Origin of the sequence: Micromonospora sp. NPDC049274 (assembly GCF_040678875.1) — a bacterium.
In the GTDB taxonomy this organism is placed as follows: Bacteria; Actinomycetota; Actinomycetes; order Mycobacteriales; family Micromonosporaceae; genus Micromonospora.
In genome coordinates this window covers 174,668-198,837 of record NZ_JBFAQS010000013.1, presented here as the reverse complement: position 1 = coordinate 198,837, position 24,170 = coordinate 174,668, and the positions used below count along the sequence as shown (strand labels likewise).

Below are 24,170 nucleotides of genomic sequence, written 5' to 3'. Positions count from 1 at the left end.
GTGAGGGTGTGGGAGAGTAGGACACCGCCGGACAATCTTTCAGAAAAGCCCACCCCTTTCGGGGTGGGCTTTTCTGCGTTCCCGCATCGGGCACCGATGCCGGCGGCCGTCACCTTGGCCTAGGCTCGGCCTCGTGGATGACATCCTGATCCTCCTGGCGTTCGCCTGCTGCGTGGCCGCAGTGCTCGGCGCGCTGGCGTGGCTGGGGGTCCGTGGTCGTCGCCGCGGCGTCGGTGGTGAGGTCATGGGGCCATTCGAGGAGATGTGGCACCCGGCCGCGACCCGGTACCGGGCCGAGATCCGGATACAGGAAGAGCGCATGGTTCCGATGCCGTCGGCCGATGGGAAGGATCAGATCGCGTGACCGGAGGAGTCGAGGCGGGGATGACCGCGGAGCGACCGATGCCCACACGGGATGACGTGCTCGGATACTTCGACACGCTGTCGAACTGGGGCCGCTGGGGTGACGACGACGAGCTCGGCACCCTGAACCACATCACCGACGGCGTGCGGCTGGCTGCGGCGCAGGCCGTGCGCCACGGCCGGAGTGTGTCCTGTGCGTGGGAGGTCGCCGTACCTGTCGAAATGGAACGGTCGACCACGTCGTGCCCGTGTGCCGCCGACATGCCGGGTGCCGAGAACATGCCTGTCGCCGCCTTCCACGCCGACCGGCGGTGGGGCTTCTCGACGGAGCGGCTCGGCATGACCTTCCACGGCAACACCATCACCCACATCGACTCGCCGTGCCACCTCTTCTGGGACGGCAGGATGTACAACGGGCGGTCGCACTCGTTGGTCGATGTCGAAACGGGATCGGGGTGGGCGGCCGTCACGGCGGCGGCGAACGGGATCGTCACGCGTGGCGTACTGCTGGACGTCGCGGGAGTCCGCGGTGTGCCGTGGCTGGAACCGGGCCAGGGCGTCTTTCCCGAGGACCTCGAAGAGGCCGAGCGCCGGCAAGGCGTCCGGGTGCGGCCCGGCGACGCGGTGCTGCTGCGGACCGGCTACGGCCGCTTCCGGCACGAATCCGGTGTGGCAAGCGGTTTCACGCAGGCCGGTTGGCACGCGTCCTGCCTGCCGTGGCTGCACGAGCGCGGGGTCGCGCTGATCGGCGCCGACACCCCGCAGGACGTCCAGCCGTCGGGGTACGACGACGTGCTGATGCCTGTGCACGCCGTGAGTCTCGTCGCGATGGGCCTGTGGCTGCTCGACAACTGCGACCTGGAGGCGTGCGTGACAACGGCGGCCGAGCTGGGCCAGTGGGACTTCCACCTCGCTGTCGCACCGGTCCGCTTCGCCGGCACGTCCGGCAGCCCGGTCAACCCCATCGCCACCTTCTGACGGCGGCGCACAGCCGAGAGTCGGGACGGCCGCATCGGTTCAGGAGGGCTTGGGGCCGCAGACGTAGCGGGGCTCCGCGTCGTAGCGCCAGGTGAACTTCTGCCGCTTGACGACCACGCCGCCCTTCTTGATGACGCGGAACGCGTCCTGGGCGAAGCCGTTGATGCCGTTGCTCGGGATGCACGACGGGCCGGGCGCCAGGTGGATGACCTTCGGCGTGGTGATGTTGCGCCGAGGGCCGTACTCCGTCTTCACGCTGTCGTAGATCTTCGTGCTCCAGATCGAGACGGTCACCGAACTCGACGTGTACGAGGTGTCGATGAGCAGGCCGTGCTCGGTGTTGTTGCGGAACTTGAAGTCCAGGCTCGGCCAGAAGATGGTCGACTCGATGACGGCCGGGTACCTGTCGAACCAGTACGAGTGCGGCTTGTGCTCGACGTCCTCCAGGCCCGCGTAGTAGGTGGCGTTGAACAGGGTGGTCGTGAACTGCGAGGTGCCACCGCCGACGCCCGGCACCAGCTTGCCGTCCAGGATGACCGGCGCGTCCCGGTAGCCCTGCGCGTAGCCGCGTTCGCCGGTATGCCCGTTCAGGGAGAACGTCTTGCCCGGCAGCACGACCGTGCCGTCCACCTCCTTGGCGATGGTGGCGATGTTCTGGCTGCGCGACGACGCCATGCCACCGGTGAACCGCGTGGTGAAGGTGGACACCCGCTCCTTGATTCCCAGACCCGCCAGCTTCTCCGCGGTCAGCTCCGGCGGTGTCGCCTTCAGCTCACCGGTCACCTCGCGACCGTCCGACCGTGGCAGTACGGCCAACAGGTCACGACCCAGGGCGGCGCTGTCGAGCTGCTGGCCCGCGCGGCCGTCGGTGACCTTGGCCCGGCCAGCGGAGATGGTCATCGACGCGTCCTTCGGCGGCACCTCGATCGCGAACAGGTCGTCGCCGAGGGCCGCGCGCAGCCGCTTGACGTCGACCACCGGGGTGAGCTTGCCGGCCTTGTCGGCGGTGAACCGGAGGCTCTTCGCGATTGCTGCCGGTGGCACCCGCAGCGAGCCCCTGCCGGTGCGCAGGGTGACAGGCGCGGCAACGGCCGGCCTGGCCAGCTCGGCGACCAGCCGGTCCAGTTCCTCGGCCGTGGTCGCCGGCTGGCTCTCGACCAGCGGCACGGTGACCGGGGTGCCGGCCAGCCACCCGGCGCGGACGGCGTCGGCGGAGCGCTGCGCGTCGAACGCCAGGCCCGGCTTGGGGCGTACGACCTTCGGGGTGGTGCCCTGGTAGGTGATGGCCGGCATGGTCATCGGACGGACCTGGTCGCCGAGCACCCTGCGCAGGGCCGCGTCCAGCCGGTCGGTGTCGATGGTGACCACCGGGTCGACCGTTCGGGAGCCGACCAGCCGACTGACCGGGTGCGCGTCGGCCTCGGCGGCAGCTGCCACGGTGGCCGTCACGTCGACGCTCAGTCCCACGTCGGCGGGCTTGATCTCGGCGGTGCGCTCCCCGACGGTGACCCGTAGTGGCGCGGCGAGGGCCGCCGCCCGCCGGTCCAGCTCCGCCCGCAACTCGCGGTCGGCGGCATCGCGGCTCCGCCCGCCCAGTTCGGTGCCGAGCACGCTGGTGCCCCGGGGCACGTCCCCGGCGTACGCCCAGGCGCCGGCGCCGGCCACGGCGGCGAGGACACCGCCGGTGACGCCTGTCGCGAGCAGCATCCGCACTCGGCGGGGACGGCGTCCGCCGTTGCCCGGCTCGGCGGTGGCCGTCGGCGCCGTGACCGGCTCCGGCTCGTCCGGCCAGGTGACCGCGGTGACCTGCACGGTGGGCCGGTCGTCGGCGGGCGGATGTTTGTCGCCGTACAGCGTCACTGCAACCTCGATCGCCAGGTGCCACGGGAGGTCCCCCCTCCCGGAGGACACCACGGTAACCAATGCCCGGCCGTCGGCGGGCTGCGCCCGCTCCGCGCTGCCGTCGCGTGTCGGGCGGTGTGGCGCGTGGGCCGGTGGGTGAGCCAGGGCCGACGCCGGGGTCGGTGCCGCCGCCGGCTCTCCGCCGTGGCACGGTGACGGGGTGGACACTGCGGAGCGGGTGTTGGCGTACGGCGGCGGTTGGCTGGACCGGGCGGGCGAGCTTCGTACCGATCCGGCGCGACTGGAGGCGTTGCTGACCGAGCCGACGACTGTCGTGCTGCCGCTCTGGCGGGACCGCTGCCTGGTCGACGGCGACGGTCCGGTCCGGTTGACTGGCGACCGCGCGTCCCTCGTCCGGACGGCCGCCGATGAGACAGTCTTCCTGGGGTTCGACGGGGACGTGGCGGTGTTCGCCGTGGACCTTTCCGGGCTCGGCGAGCCCGCCGCCGTCGAGATGGCGGGCGCGGCGCGGGCCGTCGACGTACGGGCCCTGGTGGGGCGGCTCGACCCGGCCGGCGCGGCGGTTCAGGCGTACGCCCGGGGGTTGCTGCACTGGCACCGGCAGCAGCGTTACTGCGGCACCTGCGGTGCGGTGGCCGTTGCCGGCGGTGGCGGGCATGTGCGGACCTGTTCCGGCGCGGAGTGTGGTCGCCTGCTGTTTCCCCGGATCGAACCGGCGATCATCGTGCTGGTCGAGGCGCCCGGCTCGCCGGAGCGCTGCCTGTTGGCCCGACATGCGGGCGCGGCGGAGGACTCCTACTCGACGCTGGCGGGCTTCGTCGAGGTCGGCGAGAGCCTGGAGGACGCGGTGCGCCGGGAGATGGCCGAGGAGGCCGGGATCACCGTCACGGACGTGACCTACCGGGGGTCGCAGGCATGGCCGTTCCCCGCCGGACTGATGGTGGGTTTTCGGGCCACCGCGACGTCCGACGAGGTACGCGTGGACGGCGTGGAGCTGCTGGAGGCGCGCTGGTTCACCCGGGCGGAGCTGCGGGAGAGGGTCGCGGGTGGCCGGCGGCTCGGCCGGGTCGACTCGATCGATCACCAGCTGCTGACCGGCTGGCTTGCCGAGGCGCGGTAACGCGGTTTCCGGCGCCCCGGCTCAGCCGTACGGACGAGTGACCGCTCATCTTCAGCGGCTTTTCAGCCCGGCGTTACGTAAATGTAACAAAGCTGTGCCGCCGCTACGTGCGGTAAAGCCAGTGTAGTTATTCCTCATGATTTGAACGGTTTATGCCCCGGCATGGCCGGTCTGAGGCTGACTGACGGTGACACCTCGCGATCTTGCCGCCGGACGTGAGTTACCGGCCAGTAGCAGCGCCCTTGTGAGGTAGGTCGCTTCGCGAGAGCATCCAATCCGCACACTGCCGATCCGCCGACCGTCCCCGGAGCGGCCGCAGCGGCCACGTGCTTTCCCGCAGTCCCGAGTCGCGATCGCGATCGGTGACCCCCGGTTCGAGGAGGACCCGTGAAGGATTCGGAAACCCGTCAGGCGCAGGGCGGCACCCGCTGGCGCCGCTTCGCCGCGATGATGGTTCCCGCTGTGGCAGTTGCCGGCGGCATCGTCTTCGGCATGGCCAACGGCGCCATCGCCGCCAACATCACAGTGGCCGGCAAGCCGTTCAAGGTCTCCGCCGCCGAGCTCGACGGCGACGGCTTCAAGCAGTACGGCGGTGTGGTCACCACCAAGGACGGCAAGGTCATCCCGGTGGCCATGTCGGAGATCGGCGACGCCACGCTGACCAAGCTCTGCCAGTCCGTCGACGCCTCGGTGCCCGGTCTCCCCAAGATCGTGCTCACCATCAACGCGGGCGACGGCGGCCCCGGCAAGGAGGCCCACGCCAAGGGCATGCTGATCGCGATGGAGTCGCTCGAAGGCGACGCCGAGTTCACCAACATCAATATCGGCAGGGACGCCAGCGACCTCGGCCCGGCTCCGGCGGGCTCGTTCGGTCAGGACGCCACGCACGTGAACATCAAGGGCCTCGAGCAGGTCGCCCGCTACACCACCGCCGGCACCTTCACGCTTACCGGCCTCAAGCTCAAGGTCAACGTCGGCGCCGACGCCAAGGAATGCTTCTGAGTTGACGCCGAGGCTCGCGAGGGGCGCCCTTCGCGAGCCTCGGGCCCGCCCCACCCCTTTTCACCGCCAGGAGGACGTACGTGTCGACCGCCACTCATCGCGCGCAGCCCGGCCGTGTCGGTCGAGCCTGGCGCGGTTTCCGCCGCTGGCGGCGGTCCCGGCCCTTCTGGGGCGGACTCTTCACCATCCTGGCCGGAGCGGAGATCCTCAGCACCACGAAGGTCAGCCTGGCCGGGCTGACCCTGCAGATGGGGCCGACCGGCTTCCTGTCCTGGCTGATCCCCACCATCCTGGTCACCTGTGGTCTGCTGATGTGGCTCAGCCCGACGCAACGGATCTTCTACGCCGTCGTCGGTGCGGTGACAGCGGTCTACTCGCTTATCGGCGTCAACCTCGGCGGGTTCTTCATCGGCATGCTGCTGGGCATGGTCGGCAGCGCACTCGGCTTCGCCTGGGTGCCGGCCAAGGGCGCTGCCGCGGTGTCGCCCCCGGCCGCCGAGGAGCCGGACGACCGGCTGACCGAGGACGATGAGTCCGGCGACGAACCGGCGCTCGTCGACGAACTCCTGCCGGCGCGGCAGCGGGAGGACGAGACGACCGGGCCGCTCACCGACACCATTCCGCAGCCACGTGGAACGCTGCGCGAGTCGACACCGCAAGCGAGCGCGAGCGACGACACCGAGGCGGCGCCCGTCGTCGAGCCCGAGGCACCGCAGACCAGGTCGACGATGGCCCGCGACCCGAAGACGTACGTCGTGACACTGCTCCTGCTGAGCCTCGCCAGCGCGGGCCTGACGACTGTCGACGGCGCGTCGCCGGTGCGGGCGGCGGAACCCTCCTGCCCGACGCCCTCGTCGTCGGCTCGGCCCAGCACGCCCCCCGCTCCTGCCAGCCCGAGCCCGAGCCACAGCCCCAGCCCGAGCCCCACGTCGGAGAAGTCGGACGGGAACCTGATCACCGACATCGTCGACGGCATCGGTGACCTCCTCACCGGCGGCGACGACGAGGCGGAACGGTCCTCCACCGATTCGAGCGTCGCCGCCACGGCCGAGTCCACCAGCGGTGCCGCGCGAGCCGGCCGGCCGGCCACCCCGAGCGCCGCCCCCACCCGTACCGCCAACGCCACCGGGACGGCGACCGCCACCCCGGACGCACCGTGTGACAGCCCCAAGCCGACCAAGCCGGCGCCCGTCGAGCCCGGCAAGCCGCTGCCCAAGCTGGCGGCGGACCCGGCCATGCCCACGGTCGCCGCCATGCCGGCGAAGCTGACCGGATCCAAGGTGGTGATGACGGACCTGCGGTTTCGGGGGGTCGAGCCGTTGCACACCGCCAACGGCGAGATGAAGGCGCTGAAGTTCACCATGAGCAAGGCCGTGACAAGCGACTTCGCGTTGCTGGTGGCCGGGCCGTCGGGCGGCTCGCTGTTGAGCGAGACGAACGAGCTGACCATCGACGGTGACGTGACCTTCTATGCGACCCGGTTCGTCGGCCGGTTCCTGGGCATCAAGGTCACCTTGACTCCGGACCTGCCCCTTCCGGACGGCATCCCGATCACCTCGCCGGTGTCGCTGACCTTCACCGACCCGCAGATCGACCTGGCCTTCATCTCCTGCCACACGTTGACCGGCCGGCCCACCCTCAGGCAGACGCTGCACTGACCGCGCCGTGCGGTGGCGTCCCCAGACCGGACGCCACCGCACGGGAGGTCCTAGAGCCTAGAGCCGCGCCAGCGCCTTGCGCAGCGGGTCGAGGCCCAGGGCGCCCAGGTCCAACGCCTGTCGGTGGAACTCCCGCAGGTCGAAGTCGGCACCCTTGCGGGCCTTGGCGTCCTCACGGGCCTGCAACCAGATCCGCTCACCCACCTTGTACGACGGCGCCTGCCCCGGCCAGCCCAGGTAGCGGTTCAGCTCGAAGCGCAGGTTCTCGTCCGGCACGCGGCAGTGCGCCCGCATGAACTCCCAACCCAGCTCGGGCGTCCACCGCTCGCCCGGGTGGAAGCCGAACGGGTTGTCCTTCGGGATCTCCAGCTCCAGGTGCATGCCGATGTCGACGATCACCCGGGCGGCGCGCATCGCCTGGCCGTCGAGCATGCCGAGCTTGTCGCCCGGGTCCTCCAGGTAGCCCAGCTCGTCCATCAGCCGCTCCGAGTAGAGCGCCCAGCCCTCGCCGTGCCCGGAGACCCAGCACAGCAGCCGCTGCCAGCGGTTGAGCAGGTCGGCCCGAACGGCCGTCTGCGCCACCTGAAGGTGGTGACCCGGCACGCCCTCGTGGTAGACCGTCGTCACCTCCCGCCAGGTGGAGAAGTCGGTGATGCCCTGCGGCACCGCCCACCACATGCGCCCGGGGCGGGAGAAGTCCTCGCTCGGGCCGGTGTAGTAGATGGCGCCGTCACTGGTCGGGGCGAGGCAGCACTCGATCCGGCGGACCTGCTCCGGAATGTCGAAGTGGGTCCCGTGCAGTTCGGCGATCGCCTTGTCGGCGAGCGCCTGCATCCAGTCGCGGAACGCCTCCTTGCCCTGGATGGTCCGCGCCGGGTCGGCGTCGAGCGTGGCCACCGCCTCGTCGACGCTCGCGCCCGAGCCGGCGATACGCCCGGCCACGACCCGCATCTCCGCCTCCAGGCGGGCCAGCTCGGCGAAACCCCAGGCGTACGTCTCGTCCAGGTCGACCTTCGCGCCGAGGAAGTACTGCGAGGCGAGTTCGTAGCGTTCCCGTCCGGCGGCCTGCTTGTCCCGCCCGTGCGGGGCCAACTCGGCGCGCAGGAACTGGCCGAACTCGGCGGTCGCCGCGGTGGCCGCCGCCGCGCCCCGGCGCAGCTCGGCACCGAGCGTGCCATCCGCGCCCAGCCGTTCGACGAGGCCGTGGAAGAAGTTGTCCCCGGTCGGGTCGGTCCAGGTGTCGCACTGCTTGGCCACCTCGATGAGCTGCACCTTCGAGCTGACCCGACCGTCGGCCAGCGCCTCGCGCAGCGTCGTCTTGTAGCCCTCCAGGGCGCCGGCCAGGCCGTTGAGCCGGGCGGCGACGTTGGCCTGGTCGTCGGCAGTCGCCGTCGGCATCAGGTCGAACACCATGCGGACCTCGTGCAGCCCGCTCTCGATCACGCTGATTTCGCTAGTCGTCTCGCCGGCCTCGTAGCGGGCCAGGTCGAGGCCGAGCCGTTCCTGCATGGCCTCCTTGGCGGTGCGTTCCGCCTCGGTGTCCGGCTCGGTCACCTCGAGCTCGGTCAGGGTGCGGCGGGTGAGGTCGGCCTTGGCCCGGTAACCCTCGGGTGAGAGGTCGTCGAGCTGGTCGTCATGGCCGGCGATGCCGACGTATGTCGCGCCGGTGGGGCTCAACGGCGCCCACTCGGCCACGTAGCGGTTGGCGAGTTCATCAATTCGTCCCACGGTGCGACACTACGTGACCGCCCCGCCCCGGTGTCGATGCTGTTTCTCGTGTCCGACCACGAGAAAGTGGCGGGACTTTGTCGTATCCCTGCGGCAGAGTGTCAGGGGTGACCACCGATGTTGCTCCTGACAAGGCGCCGCTGCGCGCCTGGCTGCCAGGCTTCTGCGCCCTCGCCGCCATCTGGGGATCCAGCTTTCTGTTCATCAAGGTCGGTGTGGCCGAGCTGCACCCCGTCCAGCTGACCCTCTACCGCGTCGTGTCCGGCGCGCTGACCCTGCTGGTCGTCCTCGCGGTGCTGCGCGACCGGCTGCCCCGCGAGCCCCGCGTGTGGGCGCACCTCTTCGTCGTCGCCGCGTTCGGCGTGGCGGTGCCGTTCACCCTCTTCGGTTACGGCGAGCAACGGGTCGAGTCGATGCTCGCCGGCATCTGGAACGCGACGACGCCGTTGATCGTGCTGCCGCTGGCGGTGCTGGTGTTCCGCACCGAGCGGTTGACCGTGCGCCGCGCGATCGGCCTCGGGCTGGGCTTCCTCGGCGTGCTCGTGGTGCTCGGGGTCTGGGAGGGCGTCGGCGGGGCGCATTTCGTCGGGCAGCTGCTGTGCTTCGGGGCGGCCGCCTGCTACGGCGTCGCCATCCCGTATCAGAAGCGGTTCGTCGCGGGCAGCGCGCACTCCGGGCTGTCGCTGTCCACGGCGCAGTTGCTGCTCGCCGCCGGGCAGCTCGCCGTCGTCACCCCGTTCGTCGCGGGTGCGCCGCCGCTGCCCACCGAGCTGTCGCCGAAGGTGGTGGCCAGTGTGCTGACCCTCGGTGCGTTCGGCACCGGGCTCGCCTTCGTCATCAACATGCGCAACATCCGGGTGGCCGGCGCGAGCACCGCCTCCAGCGTCACGTATCTAATTCCGATCTTCGCGGTGCTGATCGGCGCCCTGGTGCTCGACGAGCGGCTCAACTGGCACCAGCCGGTCGGCGCGCTCATCGTGCTGCTGGGCGTCGCGGTCGCGCAGGGCGTGTTCGGCCGCCGCAAGCCCCGGCCGGTGGCCGGTGTGGGCGCGCCCGCCGCTCCGGTCGCGCCCGCCGCTCCGGCCGCGCCCGCCGCGCCCGCCGCCGAACCTGCCGCCGCGCCCGCCCGCGGGTGATCAACTCGGCTTCCTTGAAACCGGGGTGTCCTACGGTCCAGGACACCCCGGTTTCAGCGAACGCGAGTCGATCAACGCGACACCCCGGTTTCAGCGAACGCGAGTCGATCAACGCCCGAGCACCGTCAGTCCCTGGCGTGTGTCCACTCCACGAGCTGCTCGGCCGACCAGGTGTTGACCACCCGGTCGGCAGGGACACCGCAGAGCGCGGCCCTCTCGCAGCCGAACCGCTGCCAGTCGAGCTGGCCCGGCGCGTGCGCGTCCGTGTTGATCGCGAAGCGGCAGCCCGCCTCCAGGGCGCGGCGGATCAGCCGCTTCGGCGGGTCCTGCCGCTCCGGCCGAGAGTTGATCTCGACGGCGGTGTCGTGCTCCGCGCAGGCGGCGAAGACCGCGTCCGCGTCGAAGTCGCTCTCGTTCCTGGTGCGCGCCCGGTGCCCCCGATCACCCGGGCCGGTCACCCCCGCCGGGCGGGACGACACCATCCGCCCGGTGACATGACCCAGGATGTCCAGGTGCGGGTTGGCGACGGCCTTCAGCATGCGCCGGGTCATCTTCGCCCGCTCATCCTTCAGGCCGCTGTGCACCGACCCGACCACCACGTCCAGCCGGGCCAGCAGCTCGTCGTCCTGATCGAGTGAGCCGTCGGCGAGGATGTCCACCTCGATCCCGGTCAGGATCCGGAAACCCTCCGGCAGCGCCGCATTGACCTGCGCCACGTGGTCGAGCTGCCGGCGCAGCCGCTCGGCGGTCAGGCCGCGCGCCACCGTCAACCGGGGCGAGTGATCGGTGAGCACCACGTACTCGTGGCCCAACTCCACCGCGGCCAGCGCCATCTCCTCGATCGGTGAGCCGCCGTCGGACCAGTCCGAGTGGGTGTGGCAGTCGCCCCGCAGGGCGGCGCGCAGCGCCGTGGCCTCGGCATCCAGGTCGCTGCCCTCGGTCGCCACCAACCGGCGCAGATAGACCGGCTCCTCACCGGCCAGGGACTCCGAAACGCAGCGGGCCGTCACGTCCCCCACACCCGCCAGTTCGGTGAGCGTGCCGTTGCCGGCCCGCTCGGTCACCTCGGCCGCCGGGAGGCCGGCCAGCGCCTTCGCCGCCGAACGGAATGCCCGCACCCGGTAGGTGGCCTCGTTCGCCCGCTCCAGCAGGAACGCGATCCGGCGTAGGTCGGCAATGGGGTCCCGGGCGCTCATCCCACCGAACCTAGTGCGTACGAGCTACGTCAGGGAGCCTTCGGGCAGCCGTGTTTCCGCTGCCACGTGGTCACCTCGGCGGCGGGCTCCCGGTTGCCACCGCGCCGCCACGAGTCCAGATACCGCGCCGGCCACAGCACACCACGCCGGATCCACCACCCGTCCTTGCCGGTGCACGGCGGCGAGATGCCGAAGTGCACGTGGCAGACGTTGTTGGCGTTACCGGTGCGGCCCACCTTGCCGAGCTGCTGCCCGGCGCGAACCCGCACCCCGGCCTCGACACCGCTGCCGACCACGCTCAGGTGCGAGCCGTAGTAGCGCACACCGTCGTCGCCGAGCAGCGAGACCGACAGGCCGCCGTTGTCCGGGCCCTGCGGCCCACTCTTGGAGTACCTGTCGACACGACTCACCTCCAGCACCTTGCCGTCGGTCACCGCCACGAACGGCTCACCGCAGTCGGCGAACACGTCCGTCGCCGGGTACGCCCCGTGCGTCGTGTGGTAGTCCACGTTGTCGGCGCGTACCGGAAAGACGTGCCGGAGCCCGGCGCGCGGCGCGCTCGGCGACGGCTTGGCCGACGACGGCGTCGGGCTGGCCGGGCGGGTCGGCGGCGGCGTGGCCGTCGGCGCCGCCGGCTGCTCACCGGTCGCCCAGACCGCCGACGGCGTCGGCGCGGCCCCGTCCGGCGGCACCCCCGGCCGGGTGGTCGCGCAGCCGGCGGCAAGCACCGGGGCGAGCAGCAACAGGATCGGGTACGCCGGACGCACGCGGCGACCGATCGTCGGCGAGGGCATTCGGCCATCCTGACAGACCGGTACCGTGGGCACGAGCGACGCGCGTGAGGGGAGGGCAACCGTGACCATCGCCCGACCCGACCCCGTCCCGGATCCGGGTGCCGCCCGACCGGCGTCGCGTACCCCGTCGGGGCTCTTTCCGGCCGGGCCGCCGACCAGACCCACCTACCGCGAACCGCACCCGGTGACCGGCGGCGGTGTCGCCGCCGGCGGTGGCGCGGCGGCCGCCTGGCTGCTGCTGTTCGGGCTGCTCGGCACCGACGTGGCCAGCTACGCGTGGTGGACGGTGGTGTCCGGCCTGCTGGCCTGGCTGACGGCCCTGGTGCTGGTTCGCTACGGCGATCGCGGCGTGGCCACCGGGGTGGCCATCGTCACCGCCGGTGGTTGGAGCATCGCCGCCGCCGTGGTGGCGGTCCGGTGGGCGACAAGCGCTGACTGGCCGCTGTGGTGAGCGTGTGCCGACCGGCCCGGATTAGGGCGCGGACGACTGCGCCGCGTGCCCGGTTGGCTGCGTAGCGAACGCCGTCTTGACGTGGCCGTCGAGACTCGGCACCCTCGGGACTATGGCCTGGACCACCCCGCGGCAGGACCCGGATCGCAACCGCCGCCGCCTCCAGTTGCTCGCCGAGTTGGCGGGTGCTCGGGCGGTACGCCAGCGCAGCCGGCCGCAGCGACAGCGCACCGAGCGTCTGCGCCAACTGATCGCCACCCGCCGTCGGGTAGCCGGCTGATCCGACTTTGTCAGGTTTGGCCGGCGTCTCGGGGCGTTGACCGGTCGCCCGCCGACCCGACCGGCTAACGTGCACCCTTGACGAGTCGGCGCTGTGCCGAGGGCTTTTGGGGGAACCGTGTCGTACTTCGCTGCGGCCGTGGTGCGTGACGACAGTGGCTGGACCGCCGCCGAGGTCAGCCTGCGGGGCGCCACCGACATCGACGAGGTCGCCGACCGACTGCGCGACGTCGACCAGGAAGCCGACGTGTCGCTGCTCTTCGTCGAGGCCGACGACGCGTACCTGGTGGTCCTGCGTCTCGACGAGGGCGAGGATCTGCGGGTGTTCGGGTCGGACTCGGCATTCGCCGAGGAGTCCCGACTGGGCCAACTGCTGGTCGGTGACCTGAAGACGTCCGTGACCGGGCTCGACGGCGACGACGAGCCCCGCCCGGCCGCCAGTGGCGACGAGGAGAGCGAGCAGCCCGTCGTCGATCCGGAGGCCGATCCGGTGGGCGACGCCGACCTGCTGGCCAACCTGGGCATCTCCGCGCAGAAGCTGCTGACGCTCTGCGGGACCGAGGGGATGCTGCCGGCGGACGTCACCTCCGAGATCTGTGAGGTCCTCGGGTGCGCCGACGAGGTCGAGGAACTGCGTGAGGTCTGACCCCACCGGGTCGGCAGCGTACGAGGGGATCGTGCCCGCGGGTGGCGCGGAACCGGCCGACGCCACCGATCCGCTGTTGGAGACGATCCGGCCGGGGCAGCCGACGCCCGGCGCGGTGGGTCGAGCTGGGCCGGGCGCGCACGAGGGGCTGGCCGACCCGGGCGACCTCGGTCGGCGGCAGCGGCACGAACTGTGGATGCGCCGGGCCCTGGAGGTGGCCGTCACCGGTCCGGCCGCATCAGTGGGCGCGGACGCGATCGATGACATCCCGGTGGGCGCGGTGCTCTACGGCCCGGACGGCGTCGAGCTGGCGACCGGGCGCAACGAGCGGGAGCTGACCGGCGACCCCACCGCCCACGCCGAGGTGCTGGCCCTGCGGCGTGGGGCGGAGCTCACCGGCCGGTGGCGGCTGGACGGTTGCACCCTGGTGGTCACCCTGGAGCCGTGCACCATGTGTGCGGGCGCGCTGGTGCTGGCCCGGGTCTCCACAGTCGTCTTCGGCGCGTGGGAGCCGAAGACCGGCGCGGCCGGCTCCCTCTGGGACGTGCTGCGCGACCGCCGGCTCAACCACCGTCCGGAGGTCTACGGCGGGGTGCTGGAGACCGAGACGGCCGCCGTCCTGCGCGCCTTCTTCCGCTGAACCGGAGGTCGGCACATTGCCGCACCTGCCATCGTCCAAGCGGCCCGGCTGTGGGCCGGGCGACGACCCGACGATCAGGCCGCGGGAAGGGTCACCGTGACGGTCAGGCCACCGGCCGGGCGGGGCCGAGCGTCGACGGTGCCGCCGTGGGCCCGGGCCACCGCGCGGACGATCGACAGCCCCAGACCGAAACCCCGCGCGCCCGCGACCCGCTCCCGGGACAGCCGACGGAATGGCTGGAACATCGTCTCCACGTCGTAGCCGGCGATCACCGGGCCGGTGTTGCGCACCGTGAGGGTTGGCTGGCCGTCGACGAGCCCGGTGCACACCTCGACCCAGCCCTCGGGGGGAAGGTTGTGCCGCAGCGCGTTCTCCACCAGGTTGAACGCGAGCCGTTCCAGCAGCACCGGATCGCCGAAGACCTGCGCCGGCGCGAGCGAGCGGTGCACCCGGAGGTCGGGTGCCTGCTGTGCGGCCTGATCGGTGACGTGCGCGCAGACCTCGGCCAGGTCGACAGGCGCACGCTCGGTCAGCTCGTTCTCCGAGTCCGCCAGGGTCAGCAGGCCGTCGATCAGCCGCTCGTGCCGCTCGTTGACCGCCAACAGCGATTCGCCCAACCGTTGGGTCTCGGCCGACGCGTCCGGACGGGTGATGGCCAGCTCCACCAGGGCACGGTTGAGCGCCAACGGGGTACGCAGCTCGTGCGAGGCGTTCGCCACGAATCGGCGCTGCCCGTCGAACGAGCGGTCGAGCCGTCCCAGCATCTCGTCGAACGTGTCGGCCAGTTCGCGTACCTCGTCGCGGGGGCCGCGGAGCGCGATCCGCTCGTGCAGGCCCCGACCGGCGGTGTCCGCGCCGGCGATCCGTCGCGCCGTGTCGGTGACCTGCTGCAGGGGCTGTAACGCCCGGCCGGCGAGCAGCCAGCCGAAGGCGATCGCCACCGCCGACACCACCACCAACGCGATGCCACCCTGCGTGAGCAGCGACTCCAACGCGCTGCGTTTCGCCTCGTCCTGCGCCTCCTGCAGGATGGCACGCAGGTTGTCGACGTTCTGCCCGGTGGGCGTCGTGGCGCTGACCTTCGGCAGGTCGCGCAGGTTCACCCCGAACGGCTGCGGCATCCGCTGATCCACCAGCACATACGTGACGGCGAGCAGAACATTGCCGGCCAGCAGGAAGAGCCCACCGTAGATGAGGGTGAGTCGGGCGCGGATGGTCAGGCGTTTCATCGGATCCGGTACCCCGCTCCCGGCACTGTCTCGATCACCGGCGGGTCGCCGAGCTTGCGGCGCAGCTTCATCATCGTCACCCGGACCACGTTGGTGAACGGGTCGATGTGCTCGTCCCAGGCACGTTCCAGCAGGTCCTCGGCGGAAACGACGGCGCCGTCGGCGCGGAGCAGTTCGGCCAGCACAGCGAACTCCTTGCGGGACAGCGCCACGTGCCGGTCGTCGCGGCGCACCTCGTGTCGGGCCGCGTCGAGCTGGATGCCGGCGCGGCGCAGCGTCGGGGGCGCGGCCGGGCGGGCACGGCGGGTCAGCGCGTGCACCCGAGCCGACAGCTCGACCAGGGCGAACGGCTTGGTGAGGTAGTCGTCCGCGCCGAGCGCCAGGCCCGCGACCCGCTCCCGGACGGCCGCCGCGGCGGTCAGCATCAGCACCCGGGTCTCCCCGCCCGCGTCCACGATCGCCCGGCACACGTCGTCGCCGTGCACCACCGGCAGGTCCCGGTCCAGGACGACCACCGCGTACTCGTTGACGCCGAGCCGTTCCAACGCGGCGTCCCCGTCGTACGCCACGTCGACAGCGAACGACTCCCGACGCAGCCACTCCGCGATGGCGTCGGCAAGCATGGTCTCGTCCTCGACCACAAGCACTCTCACCCCTCCATGGTGCTCGGGATGCGGTAACGGCGGCATAACCGCCGACGGTAACGCCGGGGATACGGCCGTCGGCGTCCACTGGGTGTCACGTTCGGCGAACCGCGCCGGACCTGAGCGGAAGTGGACACCATGCGACGACAGATGCTTGCGATCCCCGTCCTGCTCGCCCTGGCGCTGCCCGCGTGCGGGGCGGGAGGCGACGACGGCGGCGGGGTCGCGACCGCCGGTGGGACGACTGCCGGGGCCACGGCGAGCGGCACTCCGGTCAGTGACTCGGACCGGCAGCTCGCCTTCGCCCGGTGCATGCGGGAGAACGGGGTGGACATGCCGGACCCGGAGCCGGGTGCCCGTCCCAACCTCCGGTTCGGCGCTGACGTGGATCAGCAGAAGGTCCAGGCGGCCATGGAGAAGTGCCAGGACAAGCTGCCCAACGGCGGGCAGGGGCCGCAGCTCAACCCCGAGCAGGCCGAGCAGATGCGCGCCCTCGCCAAGTGCATGCGCGAGAACGGTGTACCGGACTTCCCGGACCCGGACGCCGAAGGGCGGCTCCGGGTCGGAACCGGGGACAACGCGATCAACATCGGGGATCCGGGCCTGAGGGCCGCGATGGAGAAGTGCCGGCAGCTCGCGCCCCAGGTCGGGGGCGGCAAGTGACCGAGGGCACCCGACGCCCGGGGCTGCGCGCCGCTGTCGCAGTGGGGATCGTCCTGGTGGTCGCCGCCGTGGGTGTCGTCGCCGCAGTGGGCTTCGGCGGCGACGCCGGAGACGCCACCCACGCCAGTGGCCCGGCGGCGACCGCCCCGGTCACCCGGCAGACCCTCGCCGACACGCAGACCGCCGACGGTGAGTTGGGGTACGGAACGACGCGCACCGCCACGGCGAAACTCAGCGGCACGATCACCGGGCTGCCCGCGACCGGGTCGACAGTGCGACGGGGCAAGGCGCTGTACCTCGTCGACAACGAGGAGGTCGTGCTCCTCTACGGCGGGCTACCCGCGTACCGGACGCTCGAGCCCGGCGTCGAAGGCCCGGACGTCACCCAGTTCGAGCGCAACCTCAAGGCGCTGGGCTACAGCGGGTTCACTGTCGACGACGAGTACACGGGCGCCACCGGCGACGCGGTCCGTGACTGGCAGGAGGACCTCGGCCTACCCGAGACCGGCCGGATCGAACAGGGCCGCGTCGTGTACGCCGACGGGGAGGTCCGGGTGGAGAGCCACCAGGCCGACGTCGGGGCCGCAGCTCAGCCCGGTCAGGCGGTGTTGACCTACAGCGGCACCAGTCGCGTGGTCACCGTCGACCTCGACATGGACGACCAGCGGCTGGCCAAGCGGAACTCGAAGGTCACTGTGAAGCTGCCGGACGGACGGGCGGTCGCCGGCACGATCAGCACGGCCGAGACGGTCATCCAGGCCGGTGCCTCCGGCGCGAGCGGGCAGTCCGGCGAGGAGGAGACGAAGATCGAGGTGACCGTCGCGGTCACCGACCCGAAGGCCCTCGCCGGCTTCGACCAGGCCAGCGCCACAGTGACATTCACCGCCTCGGAGCGCCGCGACGTGCTCACCGTCCCGGTGGCGGCGCTGCTGGCGCTCGCCGAGGGCGGTTACGGCGTCGAGGTCGTCGACGGCGACGGCAGCCGGATCGTCGCGGTGACGACCGGACTGTTCGCCGACGGCCGAGTCGAGGTCAGCGGGTCGGAGATCGCCGAGGGCATGACGGTGGCGATGCCGAAATGACAGGTGACGTGATCGTCCTCGACCGGGTCAGCAAGCGGTACGCCGGTGGGGTGGTGGCGTTGGACGACGTCTCGTTGCGGATCGGTCATGGTGAGTTGGTGGCCATCGTCGGCCCGTCCGGGTCGGGCAAGTCGACGATGCTGCACCTGATCGGCACCCTGGACCGGCCGTCGTCGGGCAGCGTGCTCCTTGACGGGTACGACGTGGCGAAGTTGACCGACCGGGAGCTGTCCGCGTTGCGGGCCACCCGGATCGGCTTCGTCTTCCAGCAGTTCCACCTGGCCCCCGGAGTCCCCGTCGTGGACAACGTCGCCGACGGGTTGCTCTACTCCGGCGTACCCCTGCGGAGGCGTCGGGAGCGCGCGGAGGCCGCGTTGGTCCGGGTTGGCCTGGGCCACCGGCTCGGCCACCGGCCGCACGAGCTGTCCGGCGGCGAACGGCAGCGGGTGGCGGTGGCCCGGGCGGTGGTCGGTGAGCCGGCGGTGCTGCTCGCCGACGAGCCGACCGGCAACCTCGACTCCCAGTCCGGTGCCGGCGTGTTGGAGTTGCTGCACGACCTGCACCGGGCCGGCACCACGGTCGTGGTGATCACGCACGACCGGGAGATCGCGGAGAGCCTGCCTCGGCAGGTGCGGATGCGCGACGGCGCGGTGCGGCACGACTCGGCCTTCGCGCCGGGCGGAGTCGGCTGATGGCGACCCTGACTCCGGCCAGGCTGGGGCCGGCGGACGTCCTACGCGTCGGTGGGGTGGGGCTGCGGACCCGTCCGCTGCGGGCGTTCCTCTCCGCGTTGGGCATCGCCATCGGCATCGCCGCGATGATCGCGGTCGTCGGTATCTCCTCGTCGTCCCGGGCCGAACTGGACCGGGCGCTCGACGCACTCGGCACCAACCTGCTCACCGTCGAGCCGGGCGACACCCTGTTCGGCGCGGACGCGCAGCTTCCCGAGGATTCGATCGCCATGATCGGCCGGATCGGTCCGGTGACGCAGGTGACCGCCACCGGGCAGGTCCCCGACGCCAAGGTGTACCGCACGGACCGGATTCCGGCGGCGGAGACCGGCGGCATCGCCACCCGGGCGGCACGGCTGGACCTGCCGGGCGCCGTCGGCGCGGAGCTGACAAGCGGCACCTGGCTCAACGAGGCCACCGCCCGCTATCCGGCGGTCGTCCTCGGCGCCACCGCCGCACAGCGGCTCGGCATCACCACAGCCGATCCGCAGGTGCAGGTGTGGCTGGGCGGACGGTGGTTCAGCGTCGTCGGCGTCCTCGCGACCGTGCCGCTCGCCCCGGAGCTGGACTCCTCGGCGCTTGTCGGCTGGGCTGCCGCGACCGACTACCTGGGGTTCGACGGGCACCCGACCACCGTCTACACGCGGGCGCAGGAGTCGCAGGTCGAGGCGGTGCGGTCGGTGCTCGGCGCGACCGCCAATCCCGAAGCGCCAAACGAGGTGGAGGTGTCCCGCCCCTCCGACGCGCTGGCCGCCGCCGAGGCGACCGACGACGCGTTCACCGGGCTGCTGCTGGGCCTCGGGGCGGTCGCCCTGCTGGTCGGTGGGGTGGGCGTGGCGAACACCATGGTGATCTCGGTGTTGGAGCGACGGGCCGAGATCGGGCTGCGCCGCTCACTCGGGGCGACCCGCGGTCAGGTACGCACACAGTTCCTCGCGGAGTCGCTGCTGCTGTCCGCGTTCGGCGGGGTCGGCGGAGTGCTGCTGGGCATCGTGGTCACCTCGGGGTACGCGCTGTCGCAGGGCTGGCCGACGGTGGTGCCGGCATGGGCGATGCTCGGCGGAGTTGGGGCGACCCTGGTGATCGGTGGCTTCGCCGGTCTCTACCCGGCGGTCCGCGCCGCCCGCCTCTCACCCACGGAGGCCCTGACCACCGTCTAACTGGCGTGCCGGTAGGTGCCGGCGCGGCGTGGCGGCGTTCGCGGCCGGCGTGGCGGTCTGCGGCCTCGCATATGCGAAAGAGCGGTATGACTCAGAGGAATATTTATTCCTCTGAGTCATACCGCTCTCGGCAGTGACACCCGCCGGACGGGTCAGGCGAGGATCGTGTCGAGCGCGATCTCGACCATCTGGCTGAAGGTCTGCTCCCGCTCCTCCGACGTGGTCTTCTCGCCGGTCTTGATGTGGTCGCTGACCGTCAACACGGTCAGCGCGCGGGCCTTGAACCGGGCGGCGATCGTGTAGAGCGCCGCAGACTCCATCTCCACCGCCAGCACGCCGTAGTCGGCGAGCGTGTCGTAGAGGTCCGGCCGGTCGGTGTAGAAGGCGTCCGCCGCCAGGATCGGCCCGACGTGCATGGTGATGCCGCGCCGCTCGGCCACCTCGACCGAGGTACGCAGCAGCCCGAAGTCGGCCACCGGGGCGTAGTCGATAAGCCCGTCGAACCGCATCCGGTTCATGTTCGAGTCGGTGGACGACCCGATCGCCGCGACCACGTCGCGCAGTTGCAGGTCGGTGCTGAGGGCCCCGCAGGAGCCGACCCGGATCAGCGTCTTGACGCCGTACTCGTTGATCAACTCGTGGGCGTAGATGGAGGCGGACGGCATGCCCATGCCGGAGCCCTGGACCGAGACCTCGACGCCGTTCCAGCGGCCGGTGAAGCCCAGCATGCCCCGAACCGTCGAGTAGCAGGTGGCGCCCTCGAGGTAGGTCTCCGCGATCCACTTGGCCCGCAGGGGGTCACCCGGCATCAGGACCCGCTCGGCGATCTCGCCCGGCTTCGCGCCGATGTGCGTACTCATGGCAAAGATCCTGCCAGGCCGGCCGGAGCGATACCGGTTCGGCGTCCGAACCGGCGGTCCTGTACCCTCGTCGGCGGTGGCGTGTCCGAGCGGCCTAAGGAGCACGCCTCGAAAGCGTGTGAGGGTTAACGCCCTCCGAGGGTTCAAATCCCTCCGCCACCGCTCTGTAGTGCAGAAACGCCCGGTCGATCCGCGAGGATCGACCGGGCGTTTCCGCGTCAGAGCTGCTGCTCGCCGCCGTCGGCGAACAGCTCGCTGCCGGTCATGAAGCTGCTCTGGTCGGAGGCGAGGAAGAGCGCGGCGTTGGCGATCTCGTCCGGGTGGGCCATCCGGCCCATGGGCACGTTCGAGGCGATGCCCTTCAGCAGGCCGGGGGCCTCCTCGGGGCTGGACGCCAGGCCCGCGAGCCCAGGGGTCTCGGTCGGGCCGGGGACCAGGGTGTTGACCCGGATCTTCCGGCCGACCAGCTCGGCGGCCCAGGTGCGGCCGAACGAGCGGATGGCGGCCTTGGAGGCGGCGTAGACGCTGAACGCGGGGGTGCCGTTGCTGGCAGCAGTCGATCCGGTCAGCACGATCGAGGCGCCCTCGTTGAGCAGGGGCAGGGCCTTCTGCACGGTGAAGATGGTGCCGTAGATGTTGGTGTCGAAGGTGTTGGCGACGTGCTCGACAGTGATCGAGTCGAGCGGGCTGAACTCGCCGCCGCCGGCATTGGCGAACAGGACGTCCAGCCCCGCGCCCCGGGCCTCGATCGCCTGCATGATCCGGTCTAGGTCGTCGAGGTTGCCGACATCGCCGGCGATGCCTGTGACGTTGGCGCCGATGCTGGCCACTGCCTCATCCAGCGGGCCCTTGCGGCGGCCGGTGACGAAGACGTACGCGCCTTCGGCGGCGAAGCGGCGGGCGGTGGCCAGGCCGATGCCCGTGGTGCCGCCGGTGACGAGGGCGGTCTTGCCGTCGAGCTGTCCCACGATTGATCTCCTCTTCGTGTGGTGCGGTTGGGCCGGCCGGGGTTGCGGCCGGTGGTCGATGGGGTGCGGGGAGTTTCAGAAGCTCGGCAGGAGGGTGGCCAGGTCGCGCCACTGCGCCATGGGCAGCGCCGGGCGGTCGGGGTCGTCCGGCCGCAGTACGTGGAGGGCGACGTGGTCCGCGCCCGCGTCCAGGTGCTCCCGGATGCGCGCGGCGACCGCGTCCAGGTCACCCCAGGCGACGAGGGCGTCGATCAGGCGGTCGCTGCCGCCGGGGACCAGGTCGTCCTCGGTGAACCCGAGGCGGGCCAGGTTGGCCCGGTAGCTCGGAAAGCCGATGAACATCCCGATCCCTGCCCGAGCGGCGGCGCGTGCCCGCTCCGGGTCCCCGTCCAGGACGACGGCCAGGTGCGGCGCGATCAGCGGCTGCCGCCCGACCCGTTCCCGCTGCCTCGCCGTGTAGTCCGGGGTGACGAGGAAGGGGTGCCATCCGGCGGTCCGGTCGGCCGCCAGGTCCGCCATTCGCGGTCCGAGCGCGCCGAGGATGCGCCGCTCGGCGGGGATCGGGCGTGGCGCGGCGTCCAGGGAATCCAGCCACCGGCTCATCGACTCGACCGGTCGGCCGTAGTCCTGGCCGGCCTGGGCGGCGGAGTGGGCGTTGCTCACCCCGAAGCCGAGGATCGTCCGCGGGCCGTGTGCGGCGTCCAGGGCGGCCAGCCGGTCACTCAGCGTCACGGGGTCCTGGCCCCAGATCGCGAGCACGCCCAGCGCGATCGTCGCGTGCGGCGCGGCCTCGGCCAGGTGCCCGATGTCGTCCATGGCCCCACCGCCGTCCAGGCCCGGCACCCACAGCGCCCGGAAGCCCTGCTGGTCGAGTTCGGTCGCGGCGTCCCGGATGGCCGGGTCGGCGGCGCCGCGCAGCTCCATGCTCCAGAGCCCGACCGCGGGCAGCGGAGTGTTCAGTCGAGTGGCCACGCCATCCTCCCACCTATTCTGTACCGAGCGGTATGCATCTGACCGTAGCAACCGCCGCCGGCGTCCGCAAATTTCTGTACCGATCGGTTTCGGTGGTGGGTAGGATGAGTCCCGGGAGGTGGTGGGCCGTGCCACAACGAGGGCGACCACGCGGCTTCGACGCCGACGAGGCGCTGGAGCGCGCGCTTGAGGTGTTCTGGCGTCAGGGGTACGAGGGCGCCTCGATGAGCGACCTCACCGCCGCCATGGGCATCAACAAGCCGAGCCTCTATGCCGCCTTCGGCAGCAAGGAGGAGTTGTTCCGCAAGGCCGTGGCCCGCTACGCCGAACAGGACATGGAGTACGCGCGGCGCGCTTTCGCCCAACCCACCGCGTACGAGGTCGTCGCCACTCTGCTGCGCGAGAACGTGCTCGCCGTGACCCGACCCGACCGCCCGGCCGGCTGCCTGTCCATCCAGGGCGGCACCGCCTGCTCCAGCGACAACGCCGCGGTGGCCGGCTTCCTCGCCACCAGCCGCCTGGCCGGTGAGCTGGCTCTCGCCGACCGGTTCACCCGCGCGGTGGCCGAAGGTGACCTACCCGCCGACGCCGATCCGGCCGCGCTCGCCCGCTTCGTCATGAGCGTGACCGAGGGGCAGGCGATACACGCCGCCGCCGGGGTCGCCCGGGAGGCTCTGCGTCAGACGGCGGAGATCGCGCTCGCCGGCTTCGCCGCCGTGTCCGGAGCGCGGTCCCCCGAGCAGGTCGCCCGGTCCGTCTGAGCGCTGGACGCCCGGTGCGGCGCGTTCACCGTTCGGGTGAAGCGGCGTCGGTCGCGGCGGTCTTCAGGCGACCGAGAAGGTGATCGTTCCGGTATAGGTGCCCGCGACGGTCGCCAGGGGAATCTGGACCGAGACCACGGGATCCCAGGTCGCCGAGTTGTTGCCGATGCCGTCGGTCAGGGTGAACGCGGTGCGTTCAACATTGATGACCTCTGCGTCTCCGGCCGTGGGTTGGCCCGAGGTGAACGTGCCGATGCCGCTCGTCGCGGTGGCCGGACCCGACCAGTAGGACGCGTTCGTGCTGGCGATCGAGTGCACCGGAACGCCGCTGGTGACGAAGTTCGTCGCGACGACTGTCGCGGTCCAGGTCGGCGCCGACAGCAGGCGCTCATCCGTCACCGTGACCGGTCCCAGGTTGCCCGAGGCGACTCCGCCGAGACCGGCGCTGCTCAGGGTGGCCGTCTCCGGCGCGCTTATCGACAACTCGCCCGGCTCGGCGCAGGTCGACTTGCTGATCGTGTCGGTGTCCATGGTGACCGCGCCGTTGATCGCCATCGCCCGGCCGTCCACCTCGAGCGCCGCGCCCACGGTGATCGAGGTGAAGGTGAGCAGGTTGCCGCGGAACAGGGAGTTGGCGCCGAGCGTGACGGAGCTGCCCACCTGCCAGAAGACGTTGCACGACTGGGCACCGTTGATCAGGTTGACAGTGCTCGACGCGCCCGTGATGAGTGTGCTGACGGTCTTGAAGATGAAGACCGCGTTCGGGTCGCCCTCCGCGTCGAGGGTCAGGTCTCCGCCGATGGTGAACGTGCCCCCAGCGGATCCGTACACGCCTGTGGTCTTGGTGGTGCCACCGAGTTCACTCGAGACGACGTCCGTGGTCGTGCGGGAGGCGGCGTCGTTGTAGGCGATCGCGAGATCGCTCTTGGCCTGCACGGCGGGGCCGTCGTTGGAGTGGATCGTCCCGTTCACCTGGCCGGGAGGAAGGCCGGTAACGGCGGTACCCGGGCTCACGCCGACGTCGCCGGTGATCATGCTGAGCCCGGTGTTGGTGACCGTCGTCCCGGCGAGGACCGCGAAGTTCTCGGCCGTGCCCAGCGGCACCGGCAATTCGGCGGCGCTCGCGCTGGGCGGACCGGCCACGACGACCAGGACTGTGGTCGCACCGACCAGGGTCAGGGCGCTGGCCGTCCGGGCCATCTTGATGATCGTGCGATGCATACCCGTGCGGGTCGTCATGGTCTCC

25 protein-coding genes and 1 tRNA gene are annotated in these 24,170 nt (G+C 71.5%); 16 read left to right on the top strand and 10 right to left on the bottom strand.

The genetic code is table 11. From position 1 onward, the window contains the following. Positions 1–133 precede the first annotated feature (133 nt). Both AB0K10_RS23740 and AB0K10_RS23735 read left to right on the top strand, forming a co-directional pair. Positions 134–364 carry a hypothetical protein gene (locus tag AB0K10_RS23740; protein ID WP_363686778.1) on the top strand — a complete coding sequence of 77 codons (231 nt, stop codon included), beginning with the start codon at positions 134–136 and terminating at the stop codon, positions 362–364. A 38-nt stretch (positions 365–402) separates the two neighbouring features. Further along, positions 403–1,341, top strand: coding sequence for a cyclase family protein (locus AB0K10_RS23735; protein WP_363686776.1), 939 nt, complete (start codon positions 403–405; stop codon positions 1,339–1,341). Between the two features lie 39 nt (positions 1,342–1,380). On the opposite strand, the gene AB0K10_RS23730 is transcribed toward AB0K10_RS23735, so the two are convergent. After that, positions 1,381–3,201, bottom strand: a complete 1,821-nt coding sequence (locus tag AB0K10_RS23730) for a VanW family protein (RefSeq protein ID WP_363686774.1) — start codon at positions 3,199–3,201, stop codon at positions 1,381–1,383. Between the two features lie 202 nt (positions 3,202–3,403). Here AB0K10_RS23730 and nudC point away from each other — a divergent pair, with 202 nt between their 5' ends. From nudC to AB0K10_RS23715, 3 genes are all read left to right on the top strand, one after another. Further along, positions 3,404–4,324 (top strand): NAD(+) diphosphatase, encoded by a 921-nt coding sequence (gene nudC / locus AB0K10_RS23725; protein ID WP_363686772.1) that lies wholly within the window; start codon positions 3,404–3,406, stop codon positions 4,322–4,324. A gap of 447 nt (positions 4,325–4,771) precedes the next feature. Beyond that, positions 4,772–5,326, top strand: a complete 555-nt coding sequence (locus tag AB0K10_RS23720) for a DUF6230 family protein (RefSeq protein WP_363686796.1) — start codon at positions 4,772–4,774, stop codon at positions 5,324–5,326. Positions 5,327–5,406: 80 nt separating this feature from the next. Continuing rightward, positions 5,407–6,984, top strand: coding sequence for a DUF6114 domain-containing protein (locus AB0K10_RS23715; protein ID WP_363686771.1), 1,578 nt, complete (start codon positions 5,407–5,409; stop codon positions 6,982–6,984). A 57-nt stretch (positions 6,985–7,041) separates the two neighbouring features. Here AB0K10_RS23715 and AB0K10_RS23710 read toward each other — a convergent pair whose 3' ends face one another. Further along, positions 7,042–8,712, bottom strand: a complete 1,671-nt coding sequence (locus tag AB0K10_RS23710) for a DUF885 domain-containing protein (RefSeq protein ID WP_363686769.1) — start codon at positions 8,710–8,712, stop codon at positions 7,042–7,044. A 107-nt stretch (positions 8,713–8,819) separates the two neighbouring features. On the opposite strand from AB0K10_RS23710, the gene AB0K10_RS23705 reads away from it, so the two are divergent. Then, positions 8,820–9,848: a DMT family transporter gene (locus tag AB0K10_RS23705; RefSeq protein WP_363686767.1), complete on the top strand. Its 1,029-nt coding sequence runs from the start codon at positions 8,820–8,822 to the stop codon at positions 9,846–9,848. A 125-nt stretch (positions 9,849–9,973) separates the two neighbouring features. On the opposite strand, the gene AB0K10_RS23700 is transcribed toward AB0K10_RS23705, so the two are convergent. Both AB0K10_RS23700 and AB0K10_RS23695 read right to left on the bottom strand, forming a co-directional pair. Next, entirely contained in the window at positions 9,974–11,044 is a 1,071-nt protein-coding gene (locus tag AB0K10_RS23700) for a PHP domain-containing protein (protein ID WP_363686765.1), read from the bottom strand. Between the two features lie 29 nt (positions 11,045–11,073). After that, on the bottom strand, positions 11,074–11,838 hold the full coding sequence (locus AB0K10_RS23695) for a M23 family metallopeptidase (protein WP_363686763.1): 765 nt from the start codon (positions 11,836–11,838) through the stop codon (positions 11,074–11,076). Positions 11,839–11,899: 61 nt separating this feature from the next. Between AB0K10_RS23695 and AB0K10_RS23690 the strand changes: the two genes are divergently transcribed. From AB0K10_RS23690 to AB0K10_RS23675, 4 genes are all read left to right on the top strand, one after another. Then, entirely contained in the window at positions 11,900–12,289 is a 390-nt protein-coding gene (locus AB0K10_RS23690) for a hypothetical protein (RefSeq protein WP_363686761.1), read from the top strand. A gap of 112 nt (positions 12,290–12,401) precedes the next feature. Continuing rightward, positions 12,402–12,569 carry a hypothetical protein gene (locus AB0K10_RS23685; RefSeq protein ID WP_167626078.1) on the top strand — a complete coding sequence of 56 codons (168 nt, stop codon included), beginning with the start codon at positions 12,402–12,404 and terminating at the stop codon, positions 12,567–12,569. Positions 12,570–12,686: 117 nt separating this feature from the next. Continuing rightward, entirely contained in the window at positions 12,687–13,214 is a 528-nt protein-coding gene (locus tag AB0K10_RS23680; protein ID WP_363686759.1) for a tRNA adenosine deaminase-associated protein, read from the top strand. Between the two features lie 196 nt (positions 13,215–13,410). Next, positions 13,411–13,854 carry a nucleoside deaminase gene (locus AB0K10_RS23675; RefSeq protein WP_363686794.1) on the top strand — a complete coding sequence of 148 codons (444 nt, stop codon included), beginning with the start codon at positions 13,411–13,413 and terminating at the stop codon, positions 13,852–13,854. Between the two features lie 74 nt (positions 13,855–13,928). On the opposite strand, the gene AB0K10_RS23670 is transcribed toward AB0K10_RS23675, so the two are convergent. After that, entirely contained in the window at positions 13,929–15,083 is a 1,155-nt protein-coding gene (locus AB0K10_RS23670) for a HAMP domain-containing sensor histidine kinase (protein ID WP_363686757.1), read from the bottom strand. Beyond that, positions 15,080–15,736: a response regulator transcription factor gene (locus tag AB0K10_RS23665; RefSeq protein ID WP_266247096.1), complete on the bottom strand. Its 657-nt coding sequence runs from the start codon at positions 15,734–15,736 to the stop codon at positions 15,080–15,082. The genes AB0K10_RS23670 and AB0K10_RS23665 overlap by 4 nt, the downstream gene beginning before the upstream one ends. 141 nt (positions 15,737–15,877) lie before the next feature. Between AB0K10_RS23665 and AB0K10_RS23660 the strand changes: the two genes are divergently transcribed. Genes AB0K10_RS23660 through AB0K10_RS23645 form a run of 4 tightly spaced genes read left to right on the top strand, consistent with a single transcriptional unit; the run spans position 15,878 to position 19,363 of the window. After that, positions 15,878–16,390, top strand: coding sequence for a hypothetical protein (locus tag AB0K10_RS23660; protein ID WP_363686755.1), 513 nt, complete (start codon positions 15,878–15,880; stop codon positions 16,388–16,390). Continuing rightward, the gene (locus tag AB0K10_RS23655) at positions 16,387–17,472 is read left to right on the top strand and encodes a peptidoglycan-binding protein (RefSeq protein ID WP_363686753.1); all 1,086 of its coding nucleotides are present in this window, start codon (positions 16,387–16,389) and stop codon (positions 17,470–17,472) included. The genes AB0K10_RS23660 and AB0K10_RS23655 overlap by 4 nt, the downstream gene beginning before the upstream one ends. Then, the gene (locus tag AB0K10_RS23650) at positions 17,469–18,164 is read left to right on the top strand and encodes an ABC transporter ATP-binding protein (RefSeq protein WP_363686751.1); all 696 of its coding nucleotides are present in this window, start codon (positions 17,469–17,471) and stop codon (positions 18,162–18,164) included. Before AB0K10_RS23655 ends, AB0K10_RS23650 begins: the two co-directional genes overlap by 4 nt. Next, a complete protein-coding gene (locus AB0K10_RS23645) occupies positions 18,164–19,363 on the top strand; it encodes an ABC transporter permease (RefSeq protein WP_363686749.1) in 1,200 nt (399 codons plus the stop codon). The genes AB0K10_RS23650 and AB0K10_RS23645 overlap by 1 nt, the downstream gene beginning before the upstream one ends. Before the next feature lie 152 nt (positions 19,364–19,515). On the opposite strand, the gene deoD is transcribed toward AB0K10_RS23645, so the two are convergent. Next, a complete protein-coding gene (gene deoD, locus AB0K10_RS23640) occupies positions 19,516–20,223 on the bottom strand; it encodes a purine-nucleoside phosphorylase (RefSeq protein WP_363686747.1) in 708 nt (235 codons plus the stop codon). 75 nt (positions 20,224–20,298) lie between these two features. Between deoD and AB0K10_RS23635 the strand changes: the two genes are divergently transcribed. Beyond that, positions 20,299–20,385, top strand: a tRNA-Ser gene (locus tag AB0K10_RS23635). 56 nt (positions 20,386–20,441) lie between these two features. Here AB0K10_RS23635 and AB0K10_RS23630 read toward each other — a convergent pair. Then, positions 20,442–21,191: an SDR family oxidoreductase gene (locus AB0K10_RS23630; protein WP_363686745.1), complete on the bottom strand. Its 750-nt coding sequence runs from the start codon at positions 21,189–21,191 to the stop codon at positions 20,442–20,444. 75 nt (positions 21,192–21,266) lie between these two features. Then, on the bottom strand, positions 21,267–22,163 hold the full coding sequence (locus AB0K10_RS23625) for a TIGR03620 family F420-dependent LLM class oxidoreductase (protein WP_363686743.1): 897 nt from the start codon (positions 22,161–22,163) through the stop codon (positions 21,267–21,269). 128 nt (positions 22,164–22,291) lie between these two features. On the opposite strand from AB0K10_RS23625, the gene AB0K10_RS23620 reads away from it, so the two are divergent. Next, on the top strand, positions 22,292–22,924 hold the full coding sequence (locus tag AB0K10_RS23620) for a TetR/AcrR family transcriptional regulator (protein WP_363686741.1): 633 nt from the start codon (positions 22,292–22,294) through the stop codon (positions 22,922–22,924). A gap of 63 nt (positions 22,925–22,987) precedes the next feature. Here AB0K10_RS23620 and AB0K10_RS23615 read toward each other — a convergent pair whose 3' ends face one another. Continuing rightward, positions 22,988–24,163 carry an ice-binding family protein gene (locus AB0K10_RS23615; RefSeq protein ID WP_363686739.1) on the bottom strand — a complete coding sequence of 392 codons (1,176 nt, stop codon included), beginning with the start codon at positions 24,161–24,163 and terminating at the stop codon, positions 22,988–22,990. Positions 24,164–24,170: the final 7 nt, after the last annotated feature.

Bases quoted from the DNA above. Each gene is read 5' to 3' on its own strand.
- AB0K10_RS23685 (WP_167626078.1), top strand. From the start codon at position 12,402: ATGGCCTGGACCACCCCGCGGCAGGACCCGGATCGCAACCGCCGCCGC.
- AB0K10_RS23720 (WP_363686796.1), top strand. From the start codon at position 4,772: ATGATGGTTCCCGCTGTGGCAGTTGCCGGCGGCATCGTCTTCGGCATG.
- AB0K10_RS23670 (WP_363686757.1), bottom strand. From the start codon at position 15,083: ATGAAACGCCTGACCATCCGCGCCCGACTCACCCTCATCTACGGTGGG.
- AB0K10_RS23660 (WP_363686755.1), top strand. From the start codon at position 15,878: ATGCTTGCGATCCCCGTCCTGCTCGCCCTGGCGCTGCCCGCGTGCGGG.
- AB0K10_RS23735 (WP_363686776.1), top strand. From the start codon at position 403: ATGCCCACACGGGATGACGTGCTCGGATACTTCGACACGCTGTCGAAC.
- deoD (WP_363686747.1), bottom strand. From the start codon at position 20,223: ATGAGTACGCACATCGGCGCGAAGCCGGGCGAGATCGCCGAGCGGGTC.
- AB0K10_RS23675 (WP_363686794.1), top strand. From the start codon at position 13,411: ATGCGCCGGGCCCTGGAGGTGGCCGTCACCGGTCCGGCCGCATCAGTG.
- AB0K10_RS23650 (WP_363686751.1), top strand. From the start codon at position 17,469: ATGACAGGTGACGTGATCGTCCTCGACCGGGTCAGCAAGCGGTACGCC.
- AB0K10_RS23645 (WP_363686749.1), top strand. From the start codon at position 18,164: ATGGCGACCCTGACTCCGGCCAGGCTGGGGCCGGCGGACGTCCTACGC.
- AB0K10_RS23615 (WP_363686739.1), bottom strand. From the start codon at position 24,163: ATGACGACCCGCACGGGTATGCATCGCACGATCATCAAGATGGCCCGG.
- AB0K10_RS23695 (WP_363686763.1), bottom strand. From the start codon at position 11,838: ATGCCCTCGCCGACGATCGGTCGCCGCGTGCGTCCGGCGTACCCGATC.
- AB0K10_RS23700 (WP_363686765.1), bottom strand. From the start codon at position 11,044: ATGAGCGCCCGGGACCCCATTGCCGACCTACGCCGGATCGCGTTCCTG.